Here is a 25,037-nt window from a genome sequence, read left to right on the forward strand (position 1 = left end):
ATAGCTGTTCCACGAAAACCGCGAGGTTGGCAAGAGCACCGGCGGTCAATTTCCGACATATTCTGTCGAACTCGTATGGTGTCGTCCGGCCTGCTTTAGTATAGACGGGTCTCGTAATTCGATGAGCGGAGAAGAACGATGAGCGATTGGCAGAAATCGGACTGGCGCAGCAAGCCGCGGATCCAAATGCCCGATTACACCGATGCAGCGGCGCTGCAAGCGGTGGAGTCGAAGCTGTCCAAGTATCCGCCTCTGGTGTTTGCCGGCGAAGCACGACGCCTGAAGAAAGAGCTCGGCGCAGCATCGCGGGGCGAAGCGTTCCTGTTGCAGGGCGGTGATTGTGCAGAAGCGTTCGACCAATTCTCGGCCGACGCGATCCGCGACACGTTCAAGGTGATGCTGCAGATGGCAATGGTGCTGACTTACGGTGCCAAGGTGCCGGTGATCAAGGTCGGGCGCATGGCCGGTCAGTTCGCCAAGCCGCGCTCGGCACCGACCGAGGTGGTCGATGGCATGGAATTGCCCAGCTACCGCGGCGACATCATCAACGAGCTGGCCTTCACGCCGGAGGCACGGATCCCCGATCCGAACAAGATGCTGCAGGCCTACACGCAGGCGGCCGCCACGCTGAACCTCCTGCGGGCTTTTTCAACCGGGGGTTATGCCGACGTGAACCAGGTGCATGCTTGGACGCTGGGCTTTACCGACGGCGAAAAGGCGGAACGCTACCGCGAGATGGCGTCGCGCATTTCCGACACGCTGGACTTCATGCGTGCGGCGGGCGTCGACAGCGCCAGCGCTCCGACGCTGCACTCGGTCGATTTCTATACCTCGCACGAAAGCCTGCTGCTGGAATACGAAGAGGCGCTGGCGCGCGTGGACTCGACCTCGGGCAACTGGCTGGCGGGGTCGGGGCACATGCTTTGGATCGGCGACCGCACGCGGCAGCCGGACGGCGCACATGTTGAATTCCTGCGCGGCGTGCTGAACCCGATCGGCCTGAAATGCGGCCCGACGATGGAAACGGATGACCTGAAAAAGCTGATGGCGACGCTGAACCCGGAAAACGAGGCCGGGCGTCTGACGCTGATCGCACGCTTCGGTGCGGGCAAGGCGGGCGAACACCTGCCACGTCTTATCAAGACTGTTCGCGAAGAGGGGGCCAACGTGACCTGGGTCTGCGACCCGATGCATGGCAATACTATCAAGTCGGCCTCGGGCTACAAGACGCGCCCCTTCGACAGCGTGCTGCGCGAAGTGCAGGAATTTTTCGGCGTGCACCGGGCCGAGGGCACCATCCCCGGTGGCGTGCATTTCGAGATGACGGGTCAGGACGTGACCGAGTGCACCGGCGGCGTGCGGGCGGTGACCGAAGAGGACCTGTCGGACCGTTACCACACGGCCTGCGATCCGCGGCTGAACGCCTCTCAGGCGCTTGAGCTGGCCTTCCTCGTGGCGCAGGAACTGTCGGACCTGCGCGAAAGCCGGGCGGCTCAGAAAGTCAGCTGAAGCGATTGAAAAGAAAAGGAAAAGGCCGGCGCATTCGCGTCGGCCTTTTTTCGCGGAGCACCGTGAACGCGCGCGCAAAAACGCATTCGCCTTCGTGACCGAAGACGTGAAAAGGTTCTGCCTGGCAGCTTTAGCGCGGCCTCAGAACCAGCTTTGAACGCCGCGCGACGCGCCGGAAATATCCCGGCCGACACCTTCGATCGTGGCGCAGCCAGACAGGGCTGCGGCGATCAGCGCGAAAACAGCGATTTTCCTCATGATACCTGCTCGATTGTTACTGTCGTTTTTTATTGTTCACTTGCCTCGGACCACCAGACCTCGGGCAGGAACCAGATCCCGTCCCCGTAGACCGGCAGTCGGTCGGAAGGGTATTTCAAGTGGCTGAGATGCGCAATCCTGCCGACGGCATACTCGTGGATCGGGATGACATAGCGACCTGAAATCAACACCCTGTCCAGCGCGCGCACAGCGGCGACAAAGTCTTCGCGGCTGGTGGCGTTCAGCATAGTGTCGATCATCGCCTCGGCGGCGGGGGACTTCATGCCCATCACGTTGCGGCTGCCGGGGATGTCGGCGTACTCGGCGCCCCAGTAATATATCTGCTCGTTGCCGGGGCTGAGCGAGAACGCGCGGCGAAAGAAGGTGAGGTCGAAATCGAAATTCTGCTCGCGCTCGTTGTACTGCGCGGGATCGGTGGTCTCAACGGTCAGGTCGATGCCGAGACGCTCCAGCGCCTGGGCGTAGATCTCCATGTAGGTCACGGCCTGCTGCAGCAGCCCGTCCTGACGCAAAAGTACGGTCAGCTCCAATTGCGCGCCCTCGGCATTGCGCAATTCGCCCTCTTCGACGGTCCACCCGGCTTCGTTCAGCAGGTTCATCGCCTTGCGGATATTGCCGCGGTTGCGCTTGGTGCCGTCGCCGTGGGGCACCGTGTAGCCCTCCAAAGCCCCGGGCAGAAGCGTATCGGCGTAAGGTTCCAGCAACGCGCGCACGCGGCCCGTTGCGGGGCCGTCGCGCATACCCAGTTCGGAGCCCGAAAAGTAGGAAGTGATGCGCGGCTGCCGTCCGCGGGTCAGCGTGTCGTTGATATATTCGAAATTGAAGGCGAGGATCAGCGCCTCGCGCACGCGCCAATCGTCGAGCGGCGCGCGGCGGGTGTTGAACACGAAGCCGGTCATGCCCGAGGGCTTGCCGTGCGGGATTTCCGACAAGGTGACATCCCCGGACTGCACGGCCGGAAAGTCGTATTGCGTCGCCCATTTCTCGGCGTTCAGTTCGCGAACGTAAGAGATCGCTTGCGCCTTGAACGCTTCTTTCAGAACGGCATCGTCGCCGTAGAACTCGATGCGGATCTCGTCGAAATTGTTGGTGCCACGCCGGAAAGGCAGGTCATTGCCCCAGTACTCCGGGTTGCGCTTCAGCGTCACATGCCGGCCGACTTCATAGTCCGCGACCACGTAAGGCGCCGAGCCGATGGGCACGTCGGCCAGCGCGGCTTCGGAGAAATCCTTGCCTTCCCACTGGGCCTTTTTAAGGATCGGCCGCAGACCGGCAATGAGGGCCAATTCGCGGTCCTCTGTGTTGAAGGTCAGACGGACGCTGCGCGGGCCTGTGGCCTCGATCTTTTCGACCTTCTGCCAGAAGCCGCGATAGCGACCGTGACCTTCGGTGCCAATGGTCTGGTAGGACCAGATCACGTCGTCGACCGTGACGGGGGTGCCGTCGGAAAATTCGACCTCTTCGCGCAGGGTGAATTCGACCCATTCACGGTCGGGACCCGTTTCGACCGATTCGGCCAGAAGGCCGTAAAGCGAGAACGGCTCGTCATAGGAGCGGCCCATCAGCGACTCGTGCGTGAGGTGGCGCAACTGCCAGGGCGGTTCGCCTTTCTGGACGAATGGATTGAGGCTGTCGAAGCTGCCGACATTGCCGCTGACCAGCCGACCGCCCTTGGGCGCATCGGGGTTGGCGTAGGGTAGGGACACGAAATCTGGTGGCAGGGCGGGGTCGCCGTACATAGCTATGCCATGCGACGGCTCGGCCATGCCGGGCGCGGCCGCTAAACCGGCGCCAAGAATCGCGACTGCGTGCAGCGCGCGGTGGAAAAAATCTAATCCCATTTGGGCAACAATCCTGCTCGGGCCTTGTTTGTCTGACCAACGAGGTTAAAGGCGGATTTACGTCTTTTCAAACTTTTAGCTTGGATCATCACGGTGAATTGCGTATAAAGGTGTCACTGCTCGATAGGTTTCTTGCCTGTATGAAACCTGCCTCAATAACTTAACGCCGGCCTTGTGCCGGCGTTTTTTTTATGCGATCGGCAGTTTTTTCTCAACATGACCAACATGCGCCCATATGCGCCAAAACCCGTGTATGGCAGGTTTTCAACGGCCCGCGAAACGCGCTAGGTCTGACGAGCAAGTTAACAAAAGGGTGCTGTCTCATGTCTCTCGCCGGAAAAACCGCAATCGTCACCGGATCGACCTCGGGAATCGGTCTTGGAATCGCCACTTCTCTGGCCGAGGCAGGAGCGCGTGTCGTGCTGAACGGGCGGGCCGCGCGGGACGAGAATTACGAAATCGCGGAAAGAATTCGTAAAGACACCGGGGCGGAGGTGGAATTCATCGCCGCGGACATGAGCGACCCCGAGGCCTGCCGCAGGCTGATCGAGGAGGCCGGAGGTTGTGACATCTTGGTGAACAATGCGGGCGTGCAGCACGTGGCGGGCATCCCGGACTTCCCGGTCGAGAAATGGGACCAGATCATCGCGGTGAACCTGAGCTCGGCCTTTCACACCACCGCCGCCGCGCTGCCGGTGATGCGCGAACGGGGTTGGGGCCGAATAATCAACATCGCCAGCGCCCATGGCCTAACCGCGAGCCCGTTCAAATCGGCCTATGTGGCGGCCAAGCACGGGATCGTGGGGCTGACCAAAGTGACGGCGCTGGAGACGGCGGAAGAGCCGATCACCTGCAACGCGATCTGCCCCGGCTACGTGATGACGCCGCTGGTGGAAAAGCAGATCCCGGACACGATGGAAAAATACGGCATGGGCCGCGACGAGGTGATCCGCGAGGTGATCCTGGAACGCCAGCCGTCCAAGCAGATGGCGACGGTGGAGCAGATGGGCGGGACGACGGTCTTCCTGTGTTCCTCTTCCGCAGAGCAGATCACCGGCACGACGATCAGTGTCGATGGTGGCTGGACGGCGCTGTGACAGGACGGGCCGAGGGGCCAGCCCCTCGGGCTTCCCGGGATATTTATGGCCAGAAGAAGAGCGTGTGACTTGGGTGGTAAACGGATCAATCTGGCATTGCAGGGCGGGGGCGCCCACGGGGCGTTTACCTGGGGTGTTCTGGACCGACTTCTGGAGGAGGAAGCGATTGAGATCGCAGGCATTTCCGGCACGTCAGCCGGAGCGCTGAACGGGGCGGCCCTGAAGGCCGGCCTGTTGGCCGGAGGCCGGGAGGGGGCGCGCGAGAACCTTGATTGGCTTTGGGCGCAGATGGGCGCGGTGGAGGATTTTCGCCTGCCCGCGTGGATGGCGGGCCGGTTGCCCGGGATCGGCACGTTCAGCGACGTGCTGGAACTGTCGCCGGCCTATACGCTGGCCGACGCGGCCAGCCGGGCCATCTCGCCCTATGCCTATGGTCCGTTCTACGTGAACCCTTTGCGGCGGGTGGTGGACAGGTTCGCCTATGACAGGGTCTGCAAGATCTGCGAGCCGCAATTCTTTGTCGGCGCCACCAACGTGCATACCGGCAAGATTCGGGTGTTCGAGGGCGATGCGATCACGTCAGACAGCCTGCTGGCCTCGGCCTGTCTGCCGACGCTGTTCCAGGCGGTCGAGATTGACGGCGCGCATTACTGGGATGGGGGGTACAGCGGGAATCCTGCACTATTTCCGTTATACCGCAAGGAGTTGCCGGACGACATCGTGGTCGTCAACATCAACCCGCTGGTGCGCGACGAGGTGCCGAAATCGCCGCAGGAGATCCAGAACCGGATCAACGAGATCAGCTTTAACGCCGCGCTTCTGCGGGAGTTGCGGGCGGTTCATTTCGTGCAGGGCCTGATCGATGCCGGCACCATCGCGGAGGGTGCGATGAAGCGGGTCAGGGTGCACATGATCGCCGATGACGACCTGATGCGAGAGCTGTCGGTGGCCACAAAACTGGTGCCGAGCCCGCTGGTGCTGGACCGGCTGAAACGGGCCGGACGGGCGGCGGCAGAGCGGTTCCTGGAGACGGATTTCGAGGCTGTCGGAATGCGCGATACGGTCGATCTGGAGGCGATGTTCGGCTGAGTCGCCGCCGCATGATTAACGGCGCCGGACAGGCCAAAACCGGACGTCGGTATCGCGTCGGTATTCCAGTGGTATTGCGACGGTGCGAAAATCCCGTTCGGCGCGGATCAAGAGACCGGTTGCCGCATTTACCGGCCGGTAACTATTTCAGTGCTCACTTTCGGGCTGGACCACCTTGCCGTTCTGCCCCGGATAAACCAGCCCGGCGGAGATCACCAGCTTGGCCGCGTCCTCGATCGACATGTCCAGCTCGATCACGTCGGAGCGTGGAAAGAACAGCAGGAAGCCCGAGGTCGGGTTTGGTGTCGTGGGCACGAAGACGCTGAGCATGTCTTCCGATATCTGCGCCTTTTCGGCGACCTCGCCCTTGGCCTGGGTCGAGATGAAGCCGACGGCCCAGATGCCTTTGCGCGGGTACTGGATGAGGCAGGCCTTTTCGAAGCTGCGTTCGGATTGGGCAAAGACCGTCTCGGCGATCTGCTTGACCCCGGAATAGATCGAGCGGACGACCGGCATCCGGTCCACCAGGCTTTCGCCGTAGCGGATGAGCGAGCGGCCGATCAGGCCCTTGGCGACCCAGCCCACGAAAAGCGTGAACACGAGAAAGACGATCACGCCCACGCCGCGAATGTTGAAGTGGACCCAGTCGGCATCGTCGGGGCGCGTGTTGCCCAGAACGAAGCGGTTGATCAGGTATTCCGGCTGATAGATGTCCGGGACAAACGGCAGAACGAACCCGTCGACCCAGCCGACCAGCGTCCAGATCAACCAGATGGTCAGAACAACCGGCGCAATCACCACGATGCCGGTCAGAAAGCTGGCGCGCAGCCCCGCGAACCGTCCGGGTTTCTTGGGCGGGGGCGGGGGATCTTCGTCGAAAGGGGTGTTCATTGGCGCCTTCGGGGGTTCTATCTGGCGATATCTAGGCGCTTCAAGGGGACGCTACAACGGATTTCAGCGCCGAGCGCCGCTTTGAGGCTCATTGATTAGGCAGGTGGCGATTTTCGCGGCAAGCCGGGCATTGTTGACAACCAGCGCGATGTTGGCGTCGAGCGACCGGCCCTCGGTGAGGGTGTAGATCCGGTCGAGCAGGAAGGGCGTGACCTCCTTGGCGGTGATGCCCCGGTCGGTGGCCTCTTGCGTGGCCTGTTCGATGATCGGGGTGATCTCGGCGGCGGGGATTTCGGCGGCGGACGGTATAGGGTTGGCGACAAGCTGTCCGCCCGGCAGTCCGAGAGCCGCGCGGGTGAGGTGCGCACGCGCGATCGCATGCGCATCGTCGAGGCGTAGGGGCGCGGGCAGGTTCGAGTTGGCGGACCAGAAGGCCGGCAGGCTGTCCTGACCATAGGCGATGACCGGCACGCCGAGGGTTTCCAGCACTTCCAGCGTCTTGGGCAGGTCGAGAATGGCCTTGGCCCCGGCGCAGACCACGGTGACGGGGGTTTGCGCCAGTTCCTGCAGATCGGCGGAGATGTCGAAGCTGTGTTCGGCGCCGCGATGCACACCGCCGATGCCGCCCGTGGCGAAGGTGGCGATGCCGGCGATGTGCGCGGCGATCATGGTGGCGGCGACGGTAGTGGCGCCGGTGCCGCCGGTGGCCAGGCAGACCGGAAGGTCGGCGCGGCTGAGCTTGGCGACGTTCTGCGCCTTGGCGAGTGCTTCGAGCTGGCCCTCGTCCAGGCCGATATGCAACTGCCCATCCAGCACGGCGATGGTGGCCGGGGTCGCGCCCGCCTCGCGCACCGCATCCTCGACCTGCCACGCCGTTTCCAGGTTCCGCGGATAGGGCATGCCGTGGGTAATGATGGTGCTTTCGAGCGCCACGATGGGGCGCCCCTCGGCGCGGGCGGCGGCGACCTCTGGCGAGAACTGCAGGGGCAGGGTGGTCATGACGGGATCTCTCCGGAAATGTGGGTGGCGGCGGCCTGAAGCGCGCGGTCGAGGGCGGTGGCGCGGTCCTCGCCACGTGTTTCGGCGGCAATATGCGCGGCCATGAATGTGTCGCCCGCGCCGGTGACTCGGGTGACGAGAACGGGCGCTGGCTGGCCGGTCAGAAGGCCGCCCGGATGGGCGTCGGCGGCGGTCTCTGCGCCGTTGGTGACGACGGCGCGGGCGGCGCCCCGGTCGCGCAAGGCCTGCGCTGCGCCGGAGGCGGAGGCAAAGGTTCGGCCGCAGAGGATGCCTGCCTCTTCGAGGTTGACATAGAGGATGCCCCGCCCGGTTTGCAGGAACGGCAGCAGGCGTTCGGCCTTGCCCGGCGAGGCAGGGGCGACACGAAGGTCGGCGGCGGAAAAGGCGGGGTCGTGGGCGATCCGGCTCAGCAGCGTGGTCGTCAGGTTGCCGTCCAGCGCGATGGGGCCGGTATGTGGCTTGGCGGCGCTGCCCAATGTGCCGTCTTGCAGCGGCGCGAGAATCCGGTCTCCGGCGGCTTCGAGCGAATGGGCGTCGGCGATGGCCGCCACCAGTCCGCCCGCGCCCTCAATGGCCATGTATTGATCGGTCGGCAGCTCGGACGAGCGCCAGACATGGGACGTGTCGATGCCGCGCGCGGTGCAGAGCGCCAGAAGCTCTTCGCCCGGGGCGTCGCGGCCCACGGCGCTGAGCAGGGCGGGGCGCAGGCCGAAGCGCAGCAGGGTGAGCGCGATGTTGAGCGCCACGCCGCCGGGGCCGCGGGCGATGCGGCCGGGCACGTCCGATCCCTGGCGCATCGCGCTGGCGGAGCGGCCGATGATGTCCCACAGGACCGAGCCGATGCAGAGGATGTCGGGCGGAGGCGTCATGCGATCATTTGCACCGCCGGGAACGGCGAGAGCAAGCGGTTTGCGAGGCGCGGTGACGCGGCGTAGGGTGGCGCAATGGAAAAGGCTCGTCGCTTTCGCATCCCGCTGAGACCCGTGCTGGCGCTTCTGGTGTTGGCGGCGGTTGCCGCGAACCTGCCGGCCTCGTGGTTCACCGAAGAGACGGCAAAGGACCGGCGGGCGGAAGTGTTTTCCGCCTTTGCCAACCTCAGCGCCGCGCCGGGGGAGGGGGCCTTTGCCTTTCTCGGCACGGTCGCGGACCTGTCGGGACAGGAGGCGCGGGTGCGTCGGGACCGGCGGGCGCATGTGTTGCCGGGGCTGCTGGAGGCCTATGCCGACCGGATCGACATGCCCGCCGACTGGCTGCGGGACGCGGTGCTGGACCCCGACTATGCGCATCCGTTCGATATAGCGGCATTCGAGGTGACCGCGCCCGCATTCGACCGATACGGGTCGCAGGGCGACTGGCAGTGGGGTCTGGCGGCCAGCGGGACCGAAGGTCTGTCGCCAGAGGACGCGGTCACGAATTGGTGCGCACGATGGCTGGTGGTTTGGGATGATGCGGAATGGTTTTATGCGCCGGTCGGGACCGAGGTCCTTGAAGACATGCTGGCCGAGGCAGCGCCTGAACTGGCGGAGATCCGACTGAGCGAAGTGTGCCTTTAGCCCAAAGTCTTGGAGCGGGCTGGTGCAGATTACCAGCGGAAGTTTGACGATAGTTGCGCGAAGAAGGCGTTAATGGTACACTTATTGCGCGAGTGCCGGCCCTGGGCGTTTTTGTATCCACGGGTCGCCGGCCCTGTGTGCATAGTTTTTTAAATCTATTTCCAAAGCCGCCTGAACTGGCGTCAAAACTTTGATATTACGGAGAAATTTTCATGGCTATCTCGATCAATTCAAACACCGGAAACATCTCGGCAGGCGGTGACAACACCGATGGTGACCTGCTTTTGAACGCCAATGACGGCACGCGGCGCATTCACCTGGATGCGGGCAGCGGCAACGCGTATCTGGGTGGCAACGGCGCCGACGGGGACCTGGTGCTTATGCCCGCCGGGGCGACCAGCCAATCGGCCTCGGCGGGTACAATCCACATGAGCGGCGACTCGGGCAACTATCGCGCCGGGGGCAATGGCGCGGACGGGGATATTACGCTGAATTCGAACAGTGGCGACCGGCGCATCCATCTCGATGCGGGCGGCGGCAACCTGTGGCTGGGGGCGAATGGCGCCGACGGCGACCTGGTTCTTTTGCCAAGTGGTGCGACCACCCAATCGACCGCCGCGGCGACAATCCACATGAGCGGCGACTCCGGGAACTACCGCGCTGGCGGTAATGGTGCCGACGGAGATATCACGCTGCAGGCCGATAACGGCGACAACCGCATCCGGCTGGACGCGGGAGGCGGCAACATGTGGATCGGTGGGAATGGCGCCGACGGCGACATCGTGGTGTTCGCTTCGGACGGGGATAACACGACGCTGAGCCAGGCCACGATCCATATCAATGGCGACGCCGGTGACATCATCATGCAGAACGCCGACTTCGCCGAGGATTTCGACGTGGCCGCCTGTGCCGTGGCCGAAGCAAGCCCCGGCACGGTCATGTCGCTCACCGATGACGGATCGCTGGTACCGTGCGAGCGCGGCTATGATCCGAGGGTCGTGGGCGTGATCTCGGGCGCCGGAGACTTCAAGCCGGGGATCGTCATGGACAAGCGCCACGACGTCGAGGACCGGATGCCGATCGCTCTGGTCGGCAAGGTCTATTGCAAGGTCGATGCGAGCATGGCCGCGATTTCGGTTGGAGACCTGCTGACCTCGGCGGACATGCCGGGCCACGCGATGAAGGCGGTCGACCGCCAGCGCGCATTCGGCGCCGTGCTGGGCAAGGCGCTGGCACCGCTGGAGCAGGGCACCGGCCTGATCCCGGTCCTGGTCAACCTGCAATAGGAGGCCGGGACATGAGTGCAAGCATCAGAAACGTGGCGGACACGTGCCTGGACAAGACCGGGCGCCTGTCGCTGCGCGAGGACATCCTTGGCGTCTATGCCAATGACAATCCCCGCAACCGGTCGGTCCTGGCGCAGATGGACCGCATCCAGAACATGCCCTTCGTCAAGGTGGCGCTGGTCACGATCCAGGGGGCCACGCCCCAGATTCAGCGCGACCTGGACAATGGCAATGACGTTTACCAGAATGAGTGCGATGTCTGGATCTATCCCACGGACAGCATAACCGTGAACAACCCCGGGCTGCTGGTGTTCGAGCAGGACGATTGCCGGGGCAGCGGGCACAGTGTGAGCGACGACGAGGACGAACTGTTCGACCTGGGCCGGAACCTGGGTGCGAATATCGTCGGGTATTACGTCAACAACCCCAGCCCGTTCGGCTGTGCCGCGCACCCGTCCGACCGGCGCGGATTCTGGGTGGGGCCGGGGGCGTCGCCCTGGACTTGGGTGCATGAATTGACCCACGTTGTCGGGGACAATCCCCATATCGACAGCGATGACAGTTGCGACCTGACGAACCTGATGACCGGGTGCGGCACCAACAACATCAACGTCGCGCTGCCCAACCTGAACAACACGCAATGCGACAACATCAACGACGACGACGATGTCGAGGAATGCTGAGGAGGCAACAATGGCAGAGCTAGACAACATTGCCGAGCGCATGCTGGCCACCGATTGTGGCCATTCGCTGGAGGAACTGGCCCGCAAGGCGACGGCCGAGGACCTTGCCGCGCTGGTCCGGGTGATCGAGGAGAACAGCGCACCCGATGCCCGGAAGATCCGTGCGATGTTCGTGCTGGGGCGCATGAACAAGAAGGAAGCGGTGCAACCGATTTTGAAAGCGCTGCCCAAGCTGGACACGGGCGGAAAGCTTGCGGCGGCGGATGCGCTTGGCCGTCTGGGCGGAGCCAAGGCTCGGGGTGAGTTGGTCAAGATGACGGCAGCAGATGATGCTCAGATCCGCAAGGTTGCTTCGCAGGCGCTGGCACGGATCGGAGACAAGGCGGCAATGGACCGGTTGAAGGAGATCGCCGAGAGCGATGCCGAAGCCTTTGTGCGCCGTGCCGCCCGAAAGAAACTGGACCGCGCGAAATAGACCCGCGCGGGCGCCGACGCTGCGCGGCGCACGGCCTTTCCAACAACGCTCTTGCAAAGCGATCGGCTTTGGTTTAGGTCCGCGCCATTCAATCCCGCAGGTATGGGCGGGCTTTTCGGGGGAGACATCCCCGGAAGTCCACCGGTTGAAGCATCCGCTTCTCATCCCGTACCGAGGCGCAAACCGGAAAGGAAAAAGACCATGGCTCTTCCAGAGTTCTCCATGCGTCAGCTGCTTGAAGCTGGCGTTCACTTCGGCCACCAGACGCAGCGTTGGAACCCCCGTATGGGCGAGTTCATCTATGGCGCGCGCAATGGCATCCACATCATGGACCTGACGCAGACCGTGCCGATGCTCGACGCGGCGCTGAACGTCATCCGCGAGACCGTGGCCAAGAACGGCCGCGTGCTGTTCGTGGGCACCAAGCGGCAGGCCAGCGCGCCGATCGCCGAAGCCGCTGAAAAATGCGCGCAATACTACATGAACCACCGCTGGCTGGGCGGCACGCTGACCAACTGGCAGACCGTGAGCCAGTCGATCAAGCGCCTGAACGAGATCGACGAGATCATGGAAGGCGGCGCCGAGGGTCTGACCAAGAAAGAGCGTCTGGGCCTTGAGCGCGACCAGGAGAAGCTGAACGCGTCGCTGGGCGGTATCCGCCAGATGGGTGGCGTGCCCGACCTGCTGTTCGTGATCGACGTCAAGAAAGAATCGCTGGCCGTGGCGGAAGCCAACAAGCTGGGCATTCCCGTGGTCGCCGTGGTCGACACCAACTGCTCGCCCGATGGCATCGACTACATCATCCCCGGCAACGACGACGCGGCACGCGCGATCTCGCTTTACTGTGACCTGGTGTCCCGCGCCGCGCTGGACGGCATGTCGGCCCAGATGGGTGCGGCCGGAATCGACGTGGGCGCGATGGAAGAGGCCCCGACCGAGGAAGCCGTGAGCGAAGCGCCGGCCCCGGCCGCCGAAGCGCCCGCACCGAGCGACGAGGCGATGCACGACGACTCCATGTCCAAGGACGCGCCGCTGGACATCGAGTCCGCCGAAGAGGTCAAGAAAGAGGCCGCTGACAGCTGAGCCTGTCACGAAACCTATACCTTGTTGATATAACTGGGCGCGGGTCGACCTGCGCCCATGACAGCCCCAATATTCGAGGAGAGCCAAGATGGCGATCACAGCTGCAAGTGTGAAAGAGCTGCGCGACAAGACCGGCGCGGGCATGATGGACGCGAAGAAAGCGCTGACCGAAACCGATGGCGACATGGACGCCGCCGTTGACTGGCTGCGCACCAAGGGCCTGGCGAAAGCCGCCAAGAAATCCGGCCGCACCGCCGCCGAGGGCCTGGTGGCCGTCAGCGTGACCGGTGGCACGGGCGTTGCCGTCGAGGTGAATGCCGAGACCGACTTCGTTGCCAAGAACGCCGATTTCCAGAAGATGGTGGGCGACATTGCCGCCGCCGCCGTGGGCGTGGCCAATATCGACGCGCTGCAATCGGCAGAGATCGGTGGCAAGAGCGTGGCCGACACCATCACCGACAAGATCGCCACGATCGGCGAGAACATGGGCCTGCGCCGCATGGAGAAGATCGAGGGCGACACCGTGGTGAGCTACATCCACAACGCCGCCACCGATGGCATGGGCAAGATCGGCGTGCTGGTCGCCATGAAAGGTGGTGACGAGGCGTTCGGCCGCCAGGTCGCGATGCATATCGCCGCCACCAATCCCGCCGCGCTGAACGAGGCGGAGCTGGATCAGGCCGTTGTCGACAAGGAACGCCAGGTGCAGATCGACATCGCCCGCGAATCCGGTAAGCCGGAGCAGGTGATCGAGAAGATGATCGAGGGCCGCATGAAGAAATACATGTCCGAGATCACGCTGGTGAACCAGTCCTTCGTCATCAACCCCGACGTGACCGTCGGCGCCGCCGCTGCCGAAGCGGGCGCCGAGATCACCGGCTTCATCCGCATGGAAGTGGGCGAGGGGATCGAGAAGAAAGAAGAGAACTTCGCCGAGGAAGTCGCCAAGGCGGCTCAGGGCTGAGCTTGGCTTGACCGTGGGACCGAGGGGCCAGCCCCTCGGGCTACTGGTTCAAAGCGGGGGGCAGCCCCCCGCACCCCTCGGGATATTTCCGGCCAGAGGAAAATGGGCGCGTTCCGAGTCATCGGGGCGCGTTTTTTGCTTGGTTCGACGCAAGAGTTGTTGCTAGATCGGAGCCGGGCAGAGGCGATGGCGTCGCCGGGCCGGGTGGCGTTGTCCTTTCATCACATCCTGTACGCCGGGGCCGTCGGAAGATCGGCGGCCGCGCGATTTGCGTGTCGTATCTGCGCGACGCCTTTGCTTTTGGCGGCAAGCTGCATTGGACGGGTAGGGCGCCAAGAGAAACGGTGCCGCCCGGGCGGACGACACCGTCATTCCTTGCACCTGAAACGGGATGAGACGGTGCAGGCAAATCCGGCCGGTCCGCCGATGAATAGGCAAACCGACCGGCCTCCGGCAAAACCGGCAGGCCGGTTTCTCCCTGGTATCGCAGAGAGGTCCGACCCATGTTCCCAGGCTTAAAAGCCACCACTCACGGAACGCCCCAATAATGCGACGTAACGTCAATTCGGGGAAGTAAGGGAATCCTTACCAAGTGGTAAAACATGTCGCCAGGAGGGAAGTATTTGAAACTATATTTCGCGCATAGGTTGCGCCGATGTCAGGTTTCGAGCACGAAGATCTGGTTCTGGAACGCGGCCTTGAGCACCGCCTGAGCGGTGGTCTCGACGCTCAGGGCCTCGCGCGCGAGGCGCAGGTGCTTTTCCACCGTGGCCGGTGTCAGTTCCATCAGGAGCGCGATGTCCTGGATTGTTTTGCCGTCGCCAACCCAGCCCAGCACCTCTTTCTGGCGCCTGGTCAAGGACCGGCCCGGGGCCTCGTAGGGCAGGGTGAGGATGCGCAGATGCACGATGTTGTTGAGCAGGATGATGTCGTCGCCATGCTGTTCCCACAGCGTGTCGCAGGCCGCCTGGTCACGATCGGCATGCGCAGTGAGCGCGACGGCGCCCTTGGTGCGCGGCGACATGGATTTGAAACTGATCGAGTAGCCGCAGGTCACGCCCATCGAGGCGTTGAATTCGACCACCTTGCGTTCCTGCGGGGTCAGCGTATCGGTTTCCAGCATCTCGGCCATGACCCGCCAGGAACAGGCGCCTTCGTTGTCCAGCGCCCAGCGGACCATCGGCGCGTGGTGATAGAGACCGTCGCCGATGAACGTGTCCATGTATTCGGGCGAATGGTTGCTGAGCAGGACAAAATCGTCCGGGTCACCCAGCGACGTCGACGTCCGGTACCGGGTGAAGCCGTAGATCAGCCGGTCGAAGCCGTAGTCGGCCATTTGCGCGACGTGCATATCCCAGAGCTCTTCGACGCTGGGTGCGTTCAGGAGCGTGTTGAGATGCGCGGTTGAGATCACGTGGTAGCCTCCAGGTGGTTGGCCATGGCCTGAAGCGCCAGCGTGTAGCCATGCGCGCCGAAACCGCAGATCACCCCGAGGGCGACTTTTGCGATGTAGGAGGTGTGACGAAACTCTTCGCGTGCGTGGATATTGCTGAGATGCAGCTCGATCGTGGGGATCCCGACGCTGGAGATCGCGTCCATGAGAGCGATGGAGGTGTGTGTGTAGGCGCCGGCGTTGAGGATGAGGCCGTCATGCGTGCCGCGGGCCTCATGGATCATGTCGACCATCGCGCCCTCGGAATTGGATTGGGCAAAGGCGAGGGTCAGGCCGAGCGACCGGGCCACCTTGGTGCATTGGGCCTCGATGTCACCCAGCGTCGTGGTCCCGTAGACCTCTGGCTGGCGGGTGCCGAGGAGGTTGAGGTTGGGCCCGTTGAGGATCAGGATGGAAGTCATGTGGCGCGCGTCCTTTCCGCTACGTCATAGACCGTGACATACGGTGGTGTCGAGTGAGAGTTGCGGGGTCTGGCTCTCTGTGCGGCAGTGTGGCATCGTGGCTGACGACTTCGGTACGAGGGTGAGCTGATCCGGTCAAACCTTTGCTGTGTCTGGGTTTTAGCTGGCCGAGGGGGTTTTCCGGGATGCCTACATATTTAACATAATACTGATTATGCGCTTACCGCGTATCAGGAAGTGTCCGGTTGGAAACTTCTCGCCCCGTGTTTGCGTGGCTTTACATGACCTGTATCCGCGCATGGACCGGGACACGACGCCAGGGAGACGCTTGATGGCCGCGACAGACCCCACCCCGACCGCAACGCCAGTGACCCTGCGCGTGGGACGCACGTTGATCGCGGTGTTGTTCCTGGCCGGTGCGGTGCAGAAAGCGTTGGGACCAGAGCAAGGCATGGCGCTGCTGGGTAATCTGGGCTTGCCCGGTTGGCTGATCTGGCCCGCGCTGGTGTTCAACGCGGTGGCCGGTCTGGCATTGTTGATGGGATACGCCACGCGTTGGGTGGCGCTGGCGCTGAGCGTCTATTGCATGGTGACGAGCATTTTCCACTTCCAGCCCGAGGATGGCTGGCAGATGTCGATCTTCGTCAAGAACTGGGCAATTGCCGGCGGCCTGCTGGTGCTGAGCGATTACGCGCGGCGGTTCACCGGCAACGGCCCGTAGAGCAGGGCAGTCCCCTGCCCCGCAACGCCTTGTTTCGGCTTCAGAAAAACGCCTGAAGCCCGGTTTGCGCGCGCCCGAGGATAAGCGCGTGCACGTCGTGTGTGCCTTCGTAGGTGTTGACGGTTTCGAGGTTCATCATGTGGCGGATGACGTGGAATTCCTCGGAAATGCCGTTGCCGCCATGCATGTCGCGGGCCTGTCGCGCGATATCGAGCGCCTTGCCGCAATTGTTGCGCTTGATGAGGCTGATCATCTCGGGCGCGGCCTGGGCGTCGTCCATCAGGCGACCGACGCGCAGCGCGGCCTGAAGGCCAAGGGCGATTTCGGTCTGCATGTCGGCCAGTTTCTTTTGAAAGAGCTGGGTCTGGGCCAAGGGACGCTTGAACTGCTTGCGGTCGAGGCCGTATTGGCGCGCGGCGTGCCAGCAGAACTCGGCCGATCCCATGACGCCCCACGCGATGCCGTAGCGGGCGCGGTTGAGACATCCAAAGGGGCCTTTAAGCCCTTGAACATTCGGCAAAAGTGCATCCTCTCCCACCTCGACGCCGTCCATGACGATCTCGCCGGTGATCGAGGCGCGCAAGCTTTGCTTGCCCCCGATCTTGGGGGCGCTGAGGCCTTTCATGCCCTTGTCGAGCACGAAGCCGCGGATCTTGCCGTCATGGGCGTCGGACTTGGCCCAGACGACAAAGACATCAGCGATGGGCGCGTTCGAAATCCACATCTTGGAGCCGGAAATCTTGTAGCCGCCATCGGTCTTCTCGGCGCGGGTTTTCATTGCGGCGGGATCGGAGCCCGCATCGGGCTCGGTGAGGCCGAAACAGCCGATCAGCTCGCCCGAGGCAAGGCCCGGCAGGTATTTCCGGCGCTGTTCCTCGCTGCCATAGGCGTAGATGGGATACATCACGAGGCTGGACTGCACCGACATCATCGAGCGATAGCCGGAGTCGACGCGCTCGATCTCGCGCGCGACGAGGCCGTAGGTGGTGTAATTGGAGCCAAGCCCGCCGTATTCCTCGGGGATGGTGGTGCCCAGAAGGCCCATCTGCCCCATCTCGCGGAAGATGCCCGGATCGGAGGCCTCGGTCGCGTAGGCGTCCTTGACCTTGGTCTGCAGCGTCTCCTGCGCGAAGGTGCGGGCGCTGTCGGCGACCATGCGCTCGTCCTCTTCCAGCTGGGCGTTCAGCAGGAAGGGATCGGCCCAGTCGAACCCGGCGAGGTCGGGCTTGTCCTTGTCGCGCAGTTTGGGGGCGTCGAGGCTCATGGCGGTCTCCTTATACAGGGCGAATGTGCTTTGGCTTGAATTTATCCTGAGATAAGCGCAATAAAAAGCGGCAATTCGGCATATGTTCATGAGGAAACCGCATAGATGTCCCTGCCCCGTCGCTTTCTGCCATCGCTGGGCGCCTTGCGCGCGCTGGAGGCGCTGGAGCGGCTGGGCAGCCTGACGGCGGTGGCCGAGGAGCTGAACCTGAGCCAGAGCGCGGTGAGCCGGCAATTGCAGACGCTGGAGAGCCAGCTGGGCGTGCCGTTGTTCGTGCGCGAAGGGCGGCGCGTGCGGCTGACACCCGAGACCCGGGAATACGCCGGCGAGACGCGCGCGGCGCTGACCCGGATCAGCCAGGCCTCGCTTAAGCTGGCGCTGAACCCCGGGGGCGGCAGTCTGAACCTGGCGATATTGCCGACCTTCGGGATGCGCTGGCTGGTGCCGCGGCTGCCGGAGTTTGCGGCCGCGCATCCGGAGGTGACGCTGAACCTGTCGACCCGGTTGAAGCCGTTCAACTTTGCCGCGGAACCGTTTGATGCGGCTATACTTTTCGGGGATGGTGGCTGGCCCGGCACGCAAAGTCTGCGGCTGAAAAGCGAGGCGGTGGTGGCAGTTGCCGCGCCAGCGCTGCTGGAACGGATGCAGGTATCGGGACCGGGCGATGTGCTGTCCCTGCCCCTCATGCATATCGAGACGCGGCCCGAGGCGTGGCGCGCGTGGTTCGCCGCGCACGGTGTCGAGACGGGCACGGTGGCGGGCACGATCTATGACCAGTTCTCGACCATCACGCAGGCCGCCTTGCACGGGCTGGGCGTGGCGCTCTTGCCGGACTACCTGGCCGAACAGGACCTGGCCACGGGCAAGCTGGTGACCGTTTGGGGTGGGCGCACGGACAGCCCGGGCGCCTATCACCTGGTCTGGCCCGAGGAGAAGGCGCAGGACAGCGCGGTGGTGAAGTTCCGCGACTGGCTGGCGCCGCAGGCGGAGGACGAAGACCCCCTGCCCCGGTAACATGTGACGTGACCCGATTGTGTGGCTGCGCCACGCTTTATTTTTTTGATTTGAGTATTTGGAGCAAGAAAAAGCCGGGCGCATCCTGCTGCTTTTTCTTGCCGAAAATACTCATGTCTCGCCGCCGACCACGGGCGCGCGGTCAGCCGAGGGAATACCCGGCTCCGCGCACCGTGCGCAGCGGGTCGTCGCCGCCATGCTGACAGAGCGCCTTGCGCAGCCGGCCGATATGGACATCGACGGTGCGGGTGTCGACATAGATGTCGCGGCCCCAGACGCGGTCGAGCAGTTGTTCGCGGCTCCAGACGCGGCCCGGTTTTTCCATGAAGGTCGAGAGCAGCCGGAACTCGGTCGGGCCCAGTTTCAGGCCCTCGCCCTTGCGGGTGACGCGGTGGGTCTCGGAATCGAGGATGATATCCTCGTATTCCAGCCGTTCGCCCACGGTCGAGGGCCGGGTGCGGCGCAGTTGCGCGCGGACGCGGGCCATGAGTTCGATGACCGAGTATGGCTTGATCACGTAGTCGTCGGCGCCGGTTTCGAGCCCCCGCACGCGGTCCACCTCCTCGGAGCGGGCCGAGAGCATGATGATGGGCACGTTGCGCGTTTCCGAGCGGGTCTTGAGCTGGCGGCAGACCTCGATGCCCGACACGTTGGGCAACATCCAGTCCAGCAGGATGAGGTCGGGCGCGCCTTCCTCGACCAGCATCAGGGCCTCTTCGCCGTTTTCCGCCTTGGTTACGGCAAAGCCGTCGGCCTCGAGGTTGTAGGCCAGGACTTCGCGCTGTGCCGGTTCATCCTCGACCAGAAGAACGCTGGGCTGTTCGCTTGCCATGACGTTTGATGTCCTTCGTTATGCGCCGACCTGGGGCGAGACCTTGGGATCGAGCGATGTCTTGTCGCTCTTGGGGCGGCCGTCCTCCGGCATGGTGCCGGTGACGAGATAGACCACCTGTTCGGCGATGTTGGTGACGTGGTCGCCCATGCGCTCGGTGTTCTTGGCAATGAAATGCAGGTGCATGCAGGGCGTGATGTTGCGCGGGTCTTCCATCATGAAGGTCAGGAACTCGCGGAAGAGCGCGTTGTACATCTGGTCCACGTCGTGGTCGCGCTGGATCACCTCGCGGGCCAGCTCGGCGTCGCGCTGGATATAGGCGTCCAGCACGTCGCGCAGCATGCGTTCGGTCTCGCGGGCCATGCGGCGCAGCGAGGCGGTGGCGCCGGTGATCGGGGTCATCTGCGACAGCACCGTGGTGCGCTTGGCCATGTTCTTGGCGTAGTCGCCGATGCGCTCCAGGTTCGAGGCGATTTTCATCACCGTCAGGATGACGCGCAGGTCGATGGCGGTGGGCGCGCGCAGGGCGATGGTCCGCGCGGTTTCCTGGTCGATCTGCTCTTCGAGGTCGTCGATCACGCGGTCGCCGGCACGGACCTTTTCGGCCAGTTCCTCGTCGCGGGTGTCGAGCGAGATGGCGGCGTTCATGATCGCCTCTTCGACCAGGCCGCCCATCTTCATGATCAGCGCCTGGACGGTTTCGAGGTCGCGGTCGAAGGCCGATGAGATGTGTTCGTCGTTCATAGCGTGCGCTCCTTAGCCGATCCGGCCGGTGATGTAGCTTTCGGTGCGGGGATCTTCGGGGTTGGTGAAGATCTTGCCGGTTTCGCCGAATTCCACCAGGTTGCCCAGGTGAAAGAAGGCGGTCTTCTGGCTGACGCGCGCGGCCTGTTGCATCGAGTGGGTCACGATGACCACGGAATACTGCGTGCGCAGCTCGTCGATCAGTTCCTCGACCTGGGCCGTGGCGATGGGGTCGAGCGCTGAACAGGGCTCGTCCATCAGGAGCACTTCGGGCTCCGTCGCGACGGCGCGGGCGATGCAGAGACGCTGCTGCTGGCCGCCCGAAAGCCCGGTGCCGGGCGCTTGCAGGCGGTCCTTGACCTCGTCCCAGATGGCGCCGCGGCGCAGGGCACGTTCGACGATCTCGTCCAGGTCTGCCTTGTTCTTGGCCATGCCGTGGATGCGGGGGCCGTAGGCGATGTTGTCGTAGATCGACTTGGGGAACGGGTTGGGTTTCTGGAACACCATGCCGACCTTGGCGCGCAGTTGCACCGGGTCCACTTTCTTGTCGTAGATATCCTCGCCATCGAGCAGGATATCGCCCTCGACCCGGCAGATGTCGATCGTGTCGTTCATCCGGTTGAGACAGCGCAGGAAGGTGGACTTGCCACAGCCGGACGGCCCGATGAAGGCGGTGACGGTCTTGTCTTCCAGCGCCACGTCCACGTCCTTGATGGCGTGGGTGTCGCCGTAATAGACCTGAACGCCCTTGGCCGAGAATTTGATGTCTTTCTGATCCACGGCTCTCTCCGTATTTGGCGTATCGTACATGGGGAGGTCCCTTTCTACCAGCGGCGCTCGAAGCGGCGGCGCAGGATGATGGCGATGATGTTCATGGTAAGCAGGAAGGCCAGCAGGATGATGATCCCGCCCCAGGCTTTCTCATAGAAGCTGGCGTCGGCGCGGGCGGCCCAGGTGTAGATCTGGGCGGGCATGGCCGAGTTCGGTTCGGTGAAGCCGGCGACGAAGCCGTCGGGGTAACCGCGGGCGACGAAGCCGACCATGCCGATGAGCAGCAGCGGCGCGGTTTCGCCCAGGGCCTGCGCGAGGCCGATGATGGTGCCGGTCAGGATGCCGGGCATGGCCAGCGGCAGGACGTGGTGGAAGACCGCCTGCATCTTGGACGCCCCGACCCCGAGCGCCGCGTCACGGATCGACGGCGGCACGGATTTGAGCGAGGCGCGGGTCGAGATGATGATCGTCGGCAGGGTCATCAGTGTCAGCACCAGCCCGCCCACCAGCGGGGCCGATTGCGGCAGGTGCATGAACTGGATGAAGACGGCAAGGCCAAGGATGCCGAAGACGATGGAGGGCACGGCGGCGAGATTCGAGATGTTGACCTCGATGAGGTCGGTGAAGCGGTTCTGCGGTGCGAATTCCTCGAGATAGATCGAGGCGGCGACGCCGATGGGCAGCGACAGGACCAGCACCACCAGCATCATGAAGAACGAGCCCACGACCGACGCACCGATGCCCGCGCCGCCAGGGTTGTCCACGCCGGAATCCGCGCCGGTGATGAAGTTCCAGTTGAACTCGGACTTGATGATGCCTGCCTCGGCCATGGCATCCACCAGATCAAGGTCGGAAGCCATGAGGAACCGGCTGTCCTGCATGCTTTCGCGGGTGACGCGACCGTTGAAATAGCCGTCGACGCGCGACGAGGCCGAGAGCGAGAACTCCACCGGCTCGCCAATGCGGTTCTGGTTGCCGGCATAGTATTCGCGCAGGTTGCCGCCGACCTTGCCCAGCAGGCGTTCGATGGCGGCTTCGTCGAAGTCCAGCTCCAGCCCGCGTTCTTCGAGTTGCTGCTGAAGCTGGGTGATGAACAGGTTGGAATAGGCCTTGGTCTTGAAAAGCTGGCCCTCGGCCTCCTCGTACTGTTCCTGCGTGATGGTGAACTCCATCTCCACCACGGTCTGGGTGAAGGCCGGAAGGCCCGAGCGGATGATCGAGAAGAACAGCACCACGAGGAAAAAGAGCCCGATGCCGATGGCCGCCATGCCGTAGGCGCGGAAGCGTTTCTCGGCCGCGTTTCGCCGTTTGGTGTTCGCGTCGATGGTCTTGAGCGAGGAGCGGCCGTGGCCGCCGCCGCTGGCGCCGTTGAGCGTTGCGTCGGTCATTCGTACTGCTCCCGGTATTTGCGCACGATGTAGAGGGCGAAGACGTTGAGCCCCAGCGTGATGACGAAGAGGGTCATGCCCAAGGCGAAGGCGACCAGCGCTTCGGGCGAGGCGAAGTCGGCGTCGCCCGTCAGCTGGCTGACGATCTTGGCGGTGACGGTGGTCATGGCCTCGAACGGGTTGAGGCTGAGCCTTGCGGCGGCCCCTGCCCCCAGAACCACGATCATCGTCTCGCCGATGGCGCGGGACGCGGCCAGCAGGATGGCGCCCACGATGCCCGGCAGCGCGGCGGGCAGCACCACCTGGCGGATGGTTTCCGATTGCGTGGCGCCAAGGCCGTAGGAGCCGTCGCGCATGGACTGGGGCACGGCGTTGATGATGTCGTCGGAAAGTGAGCTGACGAAGGGGATGAGCATGATGCCCATCACCAGACCGGCGGTCATGACGGCGGTGCCGGCCTGCATGATGCCAAGCCCGTCATCGCCGAAGACCTTCAGCAACAGCGGGCCGACCGTCAGCAGGGCGAAAAGACCGTAGACGATGGTGGGGATACCTGCCAGCACCTCGAGCAGCGGCTTGGCGACAGAGCGAACCTTGGGCGAGGCGTACTCCGACAGGTAGATGGCGGCGAAAAGCCCGATGGGCACGGCCACGGCCAGCGCCACGATGGAGATGTAGAACGTGCCCCACAGAAGCGGCAGCACGCCGAGGTCGGAACTGCCGCCCCGGCCCGAGAAGCTGGGCGCCCAGTTGGTGCCGAAGAAGAAATCGGACGCGGGATAAAGCCGGAAGAACTCGATCGTGTTGAACACGAGCGACAGGATGATGCCGATCGTGGTCAGGATGGCGATGGAGGCCGCGCCGATCAGCAGCGCGCGGATGCTTTTCTCGACCGTGTTGCGGGCACGGAAATCGCCGTGGGATTCGCGCAGGCCCCAGAGCGCGCCGAGCACGGCCAGCACGAGCACCGCGATGGTCATCATGAGGTTGCCGGTGGCGTTCATGACCCGGTAGCGCTGCGCAGCGTTCAGGATGGGCTGGGTCACCTCGGAGGTGACGATCTGGCCCGCATCCTTGAGCCGCTGTGTGACATCGGCGAGGTCGGCGCGAGCGTTGTTGACGAAGTCTTCGTCCATCAGCCCCTGGGCAATGGCATTGTCGAGGCCTTCGGCGGTGCGGCGGACCTCGGCCATCACCAGCCCCAGCGAGCCCTTGTTGTCGACCGAACGGTCAGGGATCATGCCCGAGATCGTGTTGCCGACCACGATGGGCTGGATCAGCAGCCAGGCGATCATCAGCAGAAAGGCTGGCACGACCACTTTGATCAGGACGTTCGATCCGTAATAGGACGGCAGGGAGTGGAGCTTGCGGTTGTCGCCCTCCACGCTTTGAAGCGCCCGCCCGCGCCCGAGCACATAGCCCGCGGCCGCGATGCCAAGCACGATCAGGAATAGCCAGAGTGTCGGCATGAGCCCCCCATCCGTCTGTCTGGAAAAATTACCTAAAAGGGGTTGGGGGCGGCGGAATATGCCGCCCCCGGAAGGTCAGAGGCTCAGGAGCCGCTGCCCATGGTTTCTTCGGCCTCGACAGCCGACTGCGTGGCCGCCAGTTCCGGGTCCGCGACCAGGCCGTAGTTCGACAGCGGGCCACCGGGGCCTGCGATCTCGTCGGCGACGAAGAACTGGGCGTACTCTTTCAGGCCGGGGATCACGCCGATATGCGCTTTCTTGACGTAGAAGAACAGCGGGCGCGACACCGGGTATTCACCCGAGGCGATGGTGTCGGTCGAGGGCTCGATGCCGCTCATGGTGGCGACCTTCAGCTTGTCGGTGTTGTTCTCGTAGAACGCCAGGCCGAACACGCCGATGCCGTTGGTGTTGGCGTCGATGCGCGCCAGGGTTTCGGTGTAGTCGCCGTCGATATCGACCGACTTGCCGTCCTGACGGACGTCGAGGCACGAGTCCTCGGCTTCGTCTTCGCTCATGCCGCTGTCCAGCATGGCCTGCATCGCGCCGGTTTCCTCGCAGCCGATCAGCAGAACCTTCTCTTCGAAGACTTCGCGGGTGCCGTGCTTGGTGCCGGGGATGAACATCGCGATTTCGGCATCGGGCAGGTCGGAGTTGAACTCGGCCCAGCTTTCGTGGGTGTTCTCGACCAGCTCGCCGTCTTTCAGGACGGTGGCGCCGATGGCGTTGAAGATGTCGGTGGGCTCGAACGCGGTGAACGCGGGACCGGACTGCTGGCTGGCGAAGACGATGCCGTCATAGCCGATGCGCACTTCGATGATGTCGGTCACGCCGTTGTCGGCGCAGGCCTGGATCTCTTTTTCGCGGATGGCGCGCGAGGCGTTCGCCACGTCGATGGTGTTTTCGCCAACGCCTTCGCAGAAGCGTTTCAGGCCAGCCGACGAGCCGCCCGATTCCACGACCGGGGTCGGGAAGTCGGTGTTTTCGCCGAAGAGCTCGGCCACGATCGACGCGTAGGGCAGAACGGTGGAAGAACCGGCAACCTGGACGTTGTCACGTGCAGCGGCAGCGGTGGCCGAAACGGCCGCGATCGCCAGGGTGGAGGCGGTCATTTTCATGAAGGACATATATAGCTCCTGATATCCATGTATCCCGGTCACCTTGCAGCGGGCGACCTTGGCGCTCTGCTACGCCTCGGGCACGACGCTTCTGT

25 protein-coding genes are annotated in these 25,037 nt (G+C 63.7%); 11 read left to right on the top strand and 14 right to left on the bottom strand.

The window, feature by feature from the left end; translation table 11 throughout:
- The first annotated feature begins 138 nt into the window (after positions 1-138).
- Positions 139-1,509, top strand: a complete 1,371-nt coding sequence (locus RBB18_RS00820; protein WP_306110490.1) for a class II 3-deoxy-7-phosphoheptulonate synthase — start codon at positions 139-141, stop codon at positions 1,507-1,509.
- Between the two features lie 141 nt (positions 1,510-1,650).
- On the opposite strand, the gene RBB18_RS00825 is transcribed toward RBB18_RS00820, so the two are convergent.
- Positions 1,651-1,767 carry a lipoprotein gene (locus tag RBB18_RS00825; RefSeq protein WP_057789274.1) on the bottom strand — a complete coding sequence of 39 codons (117 nt, stop codon included), beginning with the start codon at positions 1,765-1,767 and terminating at the stop codon, positions 1,651-1,653.
- A gap of 29 nt (positions 1,768-1,796) precedes the next feature.
- Positions 1,797-3,629 carry an extracellular solute-binding protein gene (locus tag RBB18_RS00830; RefSeq protein WP_371931564.1) on the bottom strand — a complete coding sequence of 611 codons (1,833 nt, stop codon included), beginning with the start codon at positions 3,627-3,629 and terminating at the stop codon, positions 1,797-1,799.
- Between the two features lie 323 nt (positions 3,630-3,952).
- Between RBB18_RS00830 and RBB18_RS00835 the strand changes: the two genes are divergently transcribed.
- Both RBB18_RS00835 and RBB18_RS00840 read left to right on the top strand, forming a co-directional pair.
- Positions 3,953-4,726, top strand: a complete 774-nt coding sequence (locus RBB18_RS00835; protein ID WP_103761232.1) for a 3-hydroxybutyrate dehydrogenase — start codon at positions 3,953-3,955, stop codon at positions 4,724-4,726.
- A 45-nt stretch (positions 4,727-4,771) separates the two neighbouring features.
- Positions 4,772-5,815 carry a patatin-like phospholipase family protein gene (locus tag RBB18_RS00840; protein WP_306110491.1) on the top strand — a complete coding sequence of 348 codons (1,044 nt, stop codon included), beginning with the start codon at positions 4,772-4,774 and terminating at the stop codon, positions 5,813-5,815.
- A gap of 147 nt (positions 5,816-5,962) precedes the next feature.
- Here RBB18_RS00840 and RBB18_RS00845 read toward each other — a convergent pair whose 3' ends face one another.
- From RBB18_RS00845 to RBB18_RS00855, 3 genes are all read right to left on the bottom strand, one after another.
- The gene (locus tag RBB18_RS00845) at positions 5,963-6,706 is read right to left on the bottom strand and encodes a DUF502 domain-containing protein (protein ID WP_306110492.1); all 744 of its coding nucleotides are present in this window, start codon (positions 6,704-6,706) and stop codon (positions 5,963-5,965) included.
- A 63-nt stretch (positions 6,707-6,769) separates the two neighbouring features.
- Positions 6,770-7,705, bottom strand: a complete 936-nt coding sequence (locus RBB18_RS00850; RefSeq protein ID WP_306110493.1) for a pseudouridine-5'-phosphate glycosidase — start codon at positions 7,703-7,705, stop codon at positions 6,770-6,772.
- Positions 7,702-8,595 carry a PfkB family carbohydrate kinase gene (locus RBB18_RS00855; RefSeq protein ID WP_306110494.1) on the bottom strand — a complete coding sequence of 298 codons (894 nt, stop codon included), beginning with the start codon at positions 8,593-8,595 and terminating at the stop codon, positions 7,702-7,704. Before RBB18_RS00855 ends, RBB18_RS00850 begins: the two co-directional genes overlap by 4 nt.
- 75 nt (positions 8,596-8,670) lie before the next feature.
- Here RBB18_RS00855 and RBB18_RS00860 point away from each other — a divergent pair, with 75 nt between their 5' ends.
- From RBB18_RS00860 to tsf, 6 genes are all read left to right on the top strand, one after another.
- On the top strand, positions 8,671-9,279 hold the full coding sequence (locus tag RBB18_RS00860) for a hypothetical protein (RefSeq protein ID WP_306110495.1): 609 nt from the start codon (positions 8,671-8,673) through the stop codon (positions 9,277-9,279).
- Between the two features lie 212 nt (positions 9,280-9,491).
- Positions 9,492-10,565 (top strand): hypothetical protein, encoded by a 1,074-nt coding sequence (locus RBB18_RS00865; protein ID WP_306110496.1) that lies wholly within the window; start codon positions 9,492-9,494, stop codon positions 10,563-10,565.
- Between the two features lie 11 nt (positions 10,566-10,576).
- Positions 10,577-11,248 (top strand): hypothetical protein, encoded by a 672-nt coding sequence (locus RBB18_RS00870; RefSeq protein ID WP_146049942.1) that lies wholly within the window; start codon positions 10,577-10,579, stop codon positions 11,246-11,248.
- A 10-nt stretch (positions 11,249-11,258) separates the two neighbouring features.
- A complete protein-coding gene (locus RBB18_RS00875; RefSeq protein WP_170067089.1) occupies positions 11,259-11,723 on the top strand; it encodes a HEAT repeat domain-containing protein in 465 nt (154 codons plus the stop codon).
- 201 nt (positions 11,724-11,924) lie between these two features.
- Positions 11,925-12,806 (top strand): 30S ribosomal protein S2, encoded by an 882-nt coding sequence (gene rpsB / locus RBB18_RS00880; RefSeq protein ID WP_103761223.1) that lies wholly within the window; start codon positions 11,925-11,927, stop codon positions 12,804-12,806.
- Positions 12,807-12,894: 88 nt separating this feature from the next.
- Entirely contained in the window at positions 12,895-13,770 is an 876-nt protein-coding gene (tsf, locus tag RBB18_RS00885; protein ID WP_103761222.1) for a translation elongation factor Ts, read from the top strand.
- Positions 13,771-14,428: 658 nt separating this feature from the next.
- On the opposite strand, the gene RBB18_RS00890 is transcribed toward tsf, so the two are convergent.
- Complete coding sequence (locus RBB18_RS00890) at positions 14,429-15,184, bottom strand: LuxR family transcriptional regulator (protein ID WP_103761221.1); 756 nt, start codon at positions 15,182-15,184, stop codon at positions 14,429-14,431.
- A complete protein-coding gene (gene aroQ, locus RBB18_RS00895; RefSeq protein ID WP_306110497.1) occupies positions 15,181-15,624 on the bottom strand; it encodes a type II 3-dehydroquinate dehydratase in 444 nt (147 codons plus the stop codon). Before aroQ ends, RBB18_RS00890 begins: the two co-directional genes overlap by 4 nt.
- Before the next feature lie 331 nt (positions 15,625-15,955).
- Here aroQ and RBB18_RS00900 point away from each other — a divergent pair, with 331 nt between their 5' ends.
- Entirely contained in the window at positions 15,956-16,345 is a 390-nt protein-coding gene (locus RBB18_RS00900) for a DoxX family protein (RefSeq protein ID WP_103761219.1), read from the top strand.
- 40 nt (positions 16,346-16,385) lie between these two features.
- Here the strand turns inward: RBB18_RS00900 and RBB18_RS00905 are convergent, their stop codons facing one another.
- Complete coding sequence (locus RBB18_RS00905) at positions 16,386-17,609, bottom strand: acyl-CoA dehydrogenase (RefSeq protein ID WP_103761218.1); 1,224 nt, start codon at positions 17,607-17,609, stop codon at positions 16,386-16,388.
- A gap of 105 nt (positions 17,610-17,714) precedes the next feature.
- Between RBB18_RS00905 and RBB18_RS00910 the strand changes: the two genes are divergently transcribed.
- Complete coding sequence (locus RBB18_RS00910) at positions 17,715-18,623, top strand: LysR substrate-binding domain-containing protein (protein ID WP_103761217.1); 909 nt, start codon at positions 17,715-17,717, stop codon at positions 18,621-18,623.
- Between the two features lie 142 nt (positions 18,624-18,765).
- Here the strand turns inward: RBB18_RS00910 and phoB are convergent, their stop codons facing one another.
- The 6 genes from phoB to RBB18_RS00940 form a co-directional block, all read right to left on the bottom strand.
- Complete coding sequence (gene phoB / locus RBB18_RS00915; RefSeq protein WP_103761216.1) at positions 18,766-19,455, bottom strand: phosphate regulon transcriptional regulator PhoB; 690 nt, start codon at positions 19,453-19,455, stop codon at positions 18,766-18,768.
- Positions 19,456-19,473: 18 nt separating this feature from the next.
- Positions 19,474-20,199, bottom strand: coding sequence for a phosphate signaling complex protein PhoU (phoU, locus tag RBB18_RS00920; protein ID WP_103761215.1), 726 nt, complete (start codon positions 20,197-20,199; stop codon positions 19,474-19,476).
- A 12-nt stretch (positions 20,200-20,211) separates the two neighbouring features.
- Complete coding sequence (gene pstB / locus RBB18_RS00925; RefSeq protein WP_103761214.1) at positions 20,212-21,009, bottom strand: phosphate ABC transporter ATP-binding protein PstB; 798 nt, start codon at positions 21,007-21,009, stop codon at positions 20,212-20,214.
- 14 nt (positions 21,010-21,023) lie between these two features.
- Positions 21,024-22,358, bottom strand: coding sequence for a phosphate ABC transporter permease PstA (gene pstA, locus RBB18_RS00930; protein ID WP_103761213.1), 1,335 nt, complete (start codon positions 22,356-22,358; stop codon positions 21,024-21,026).
- Positions 22,355-23,827 (bottom strand): phosphate ABC transporter permease subunit PstC, encoded by a 1,473-nt coding sequence (gene pstC / locus RBB18_RS00935; RefSeq protein ID WP_306110498.1) that lies wholly within the window; start codon positions 23,825-23,827, stop codon positions 22,355-22,357. The genes pstA and pstC overlap by 4 nt, the downstream gene beginning before the upstream one ends.
- 83 nt (positions 23,828-23,910) lie before the next feature.
- Complete coding sequence (locus tag RBB18_RS00940; protein WP_103761211.1) at positions 23,911-24,951, bottom strand: substrate-binding domain-containing protein; 1,041 nt, start codon at positions 24,949-24,951, stop codon at positions 23,911-23,913.
- Positions 24,952-25,037: the final 86 nt, after the last annotated feature.

Origin of the sequence: Roseovarius sp. MMSF_3298, from assembly GCF_030733705.1 — a bacterium.
GTDB classification, from domain to species: domain Bacteria; phylum Pseudomonadota; class Alphaproteobacteria; order Rhodobacterales; family Rhodobacteraceae; genus Roseovarius; species Roseovarius confluentis.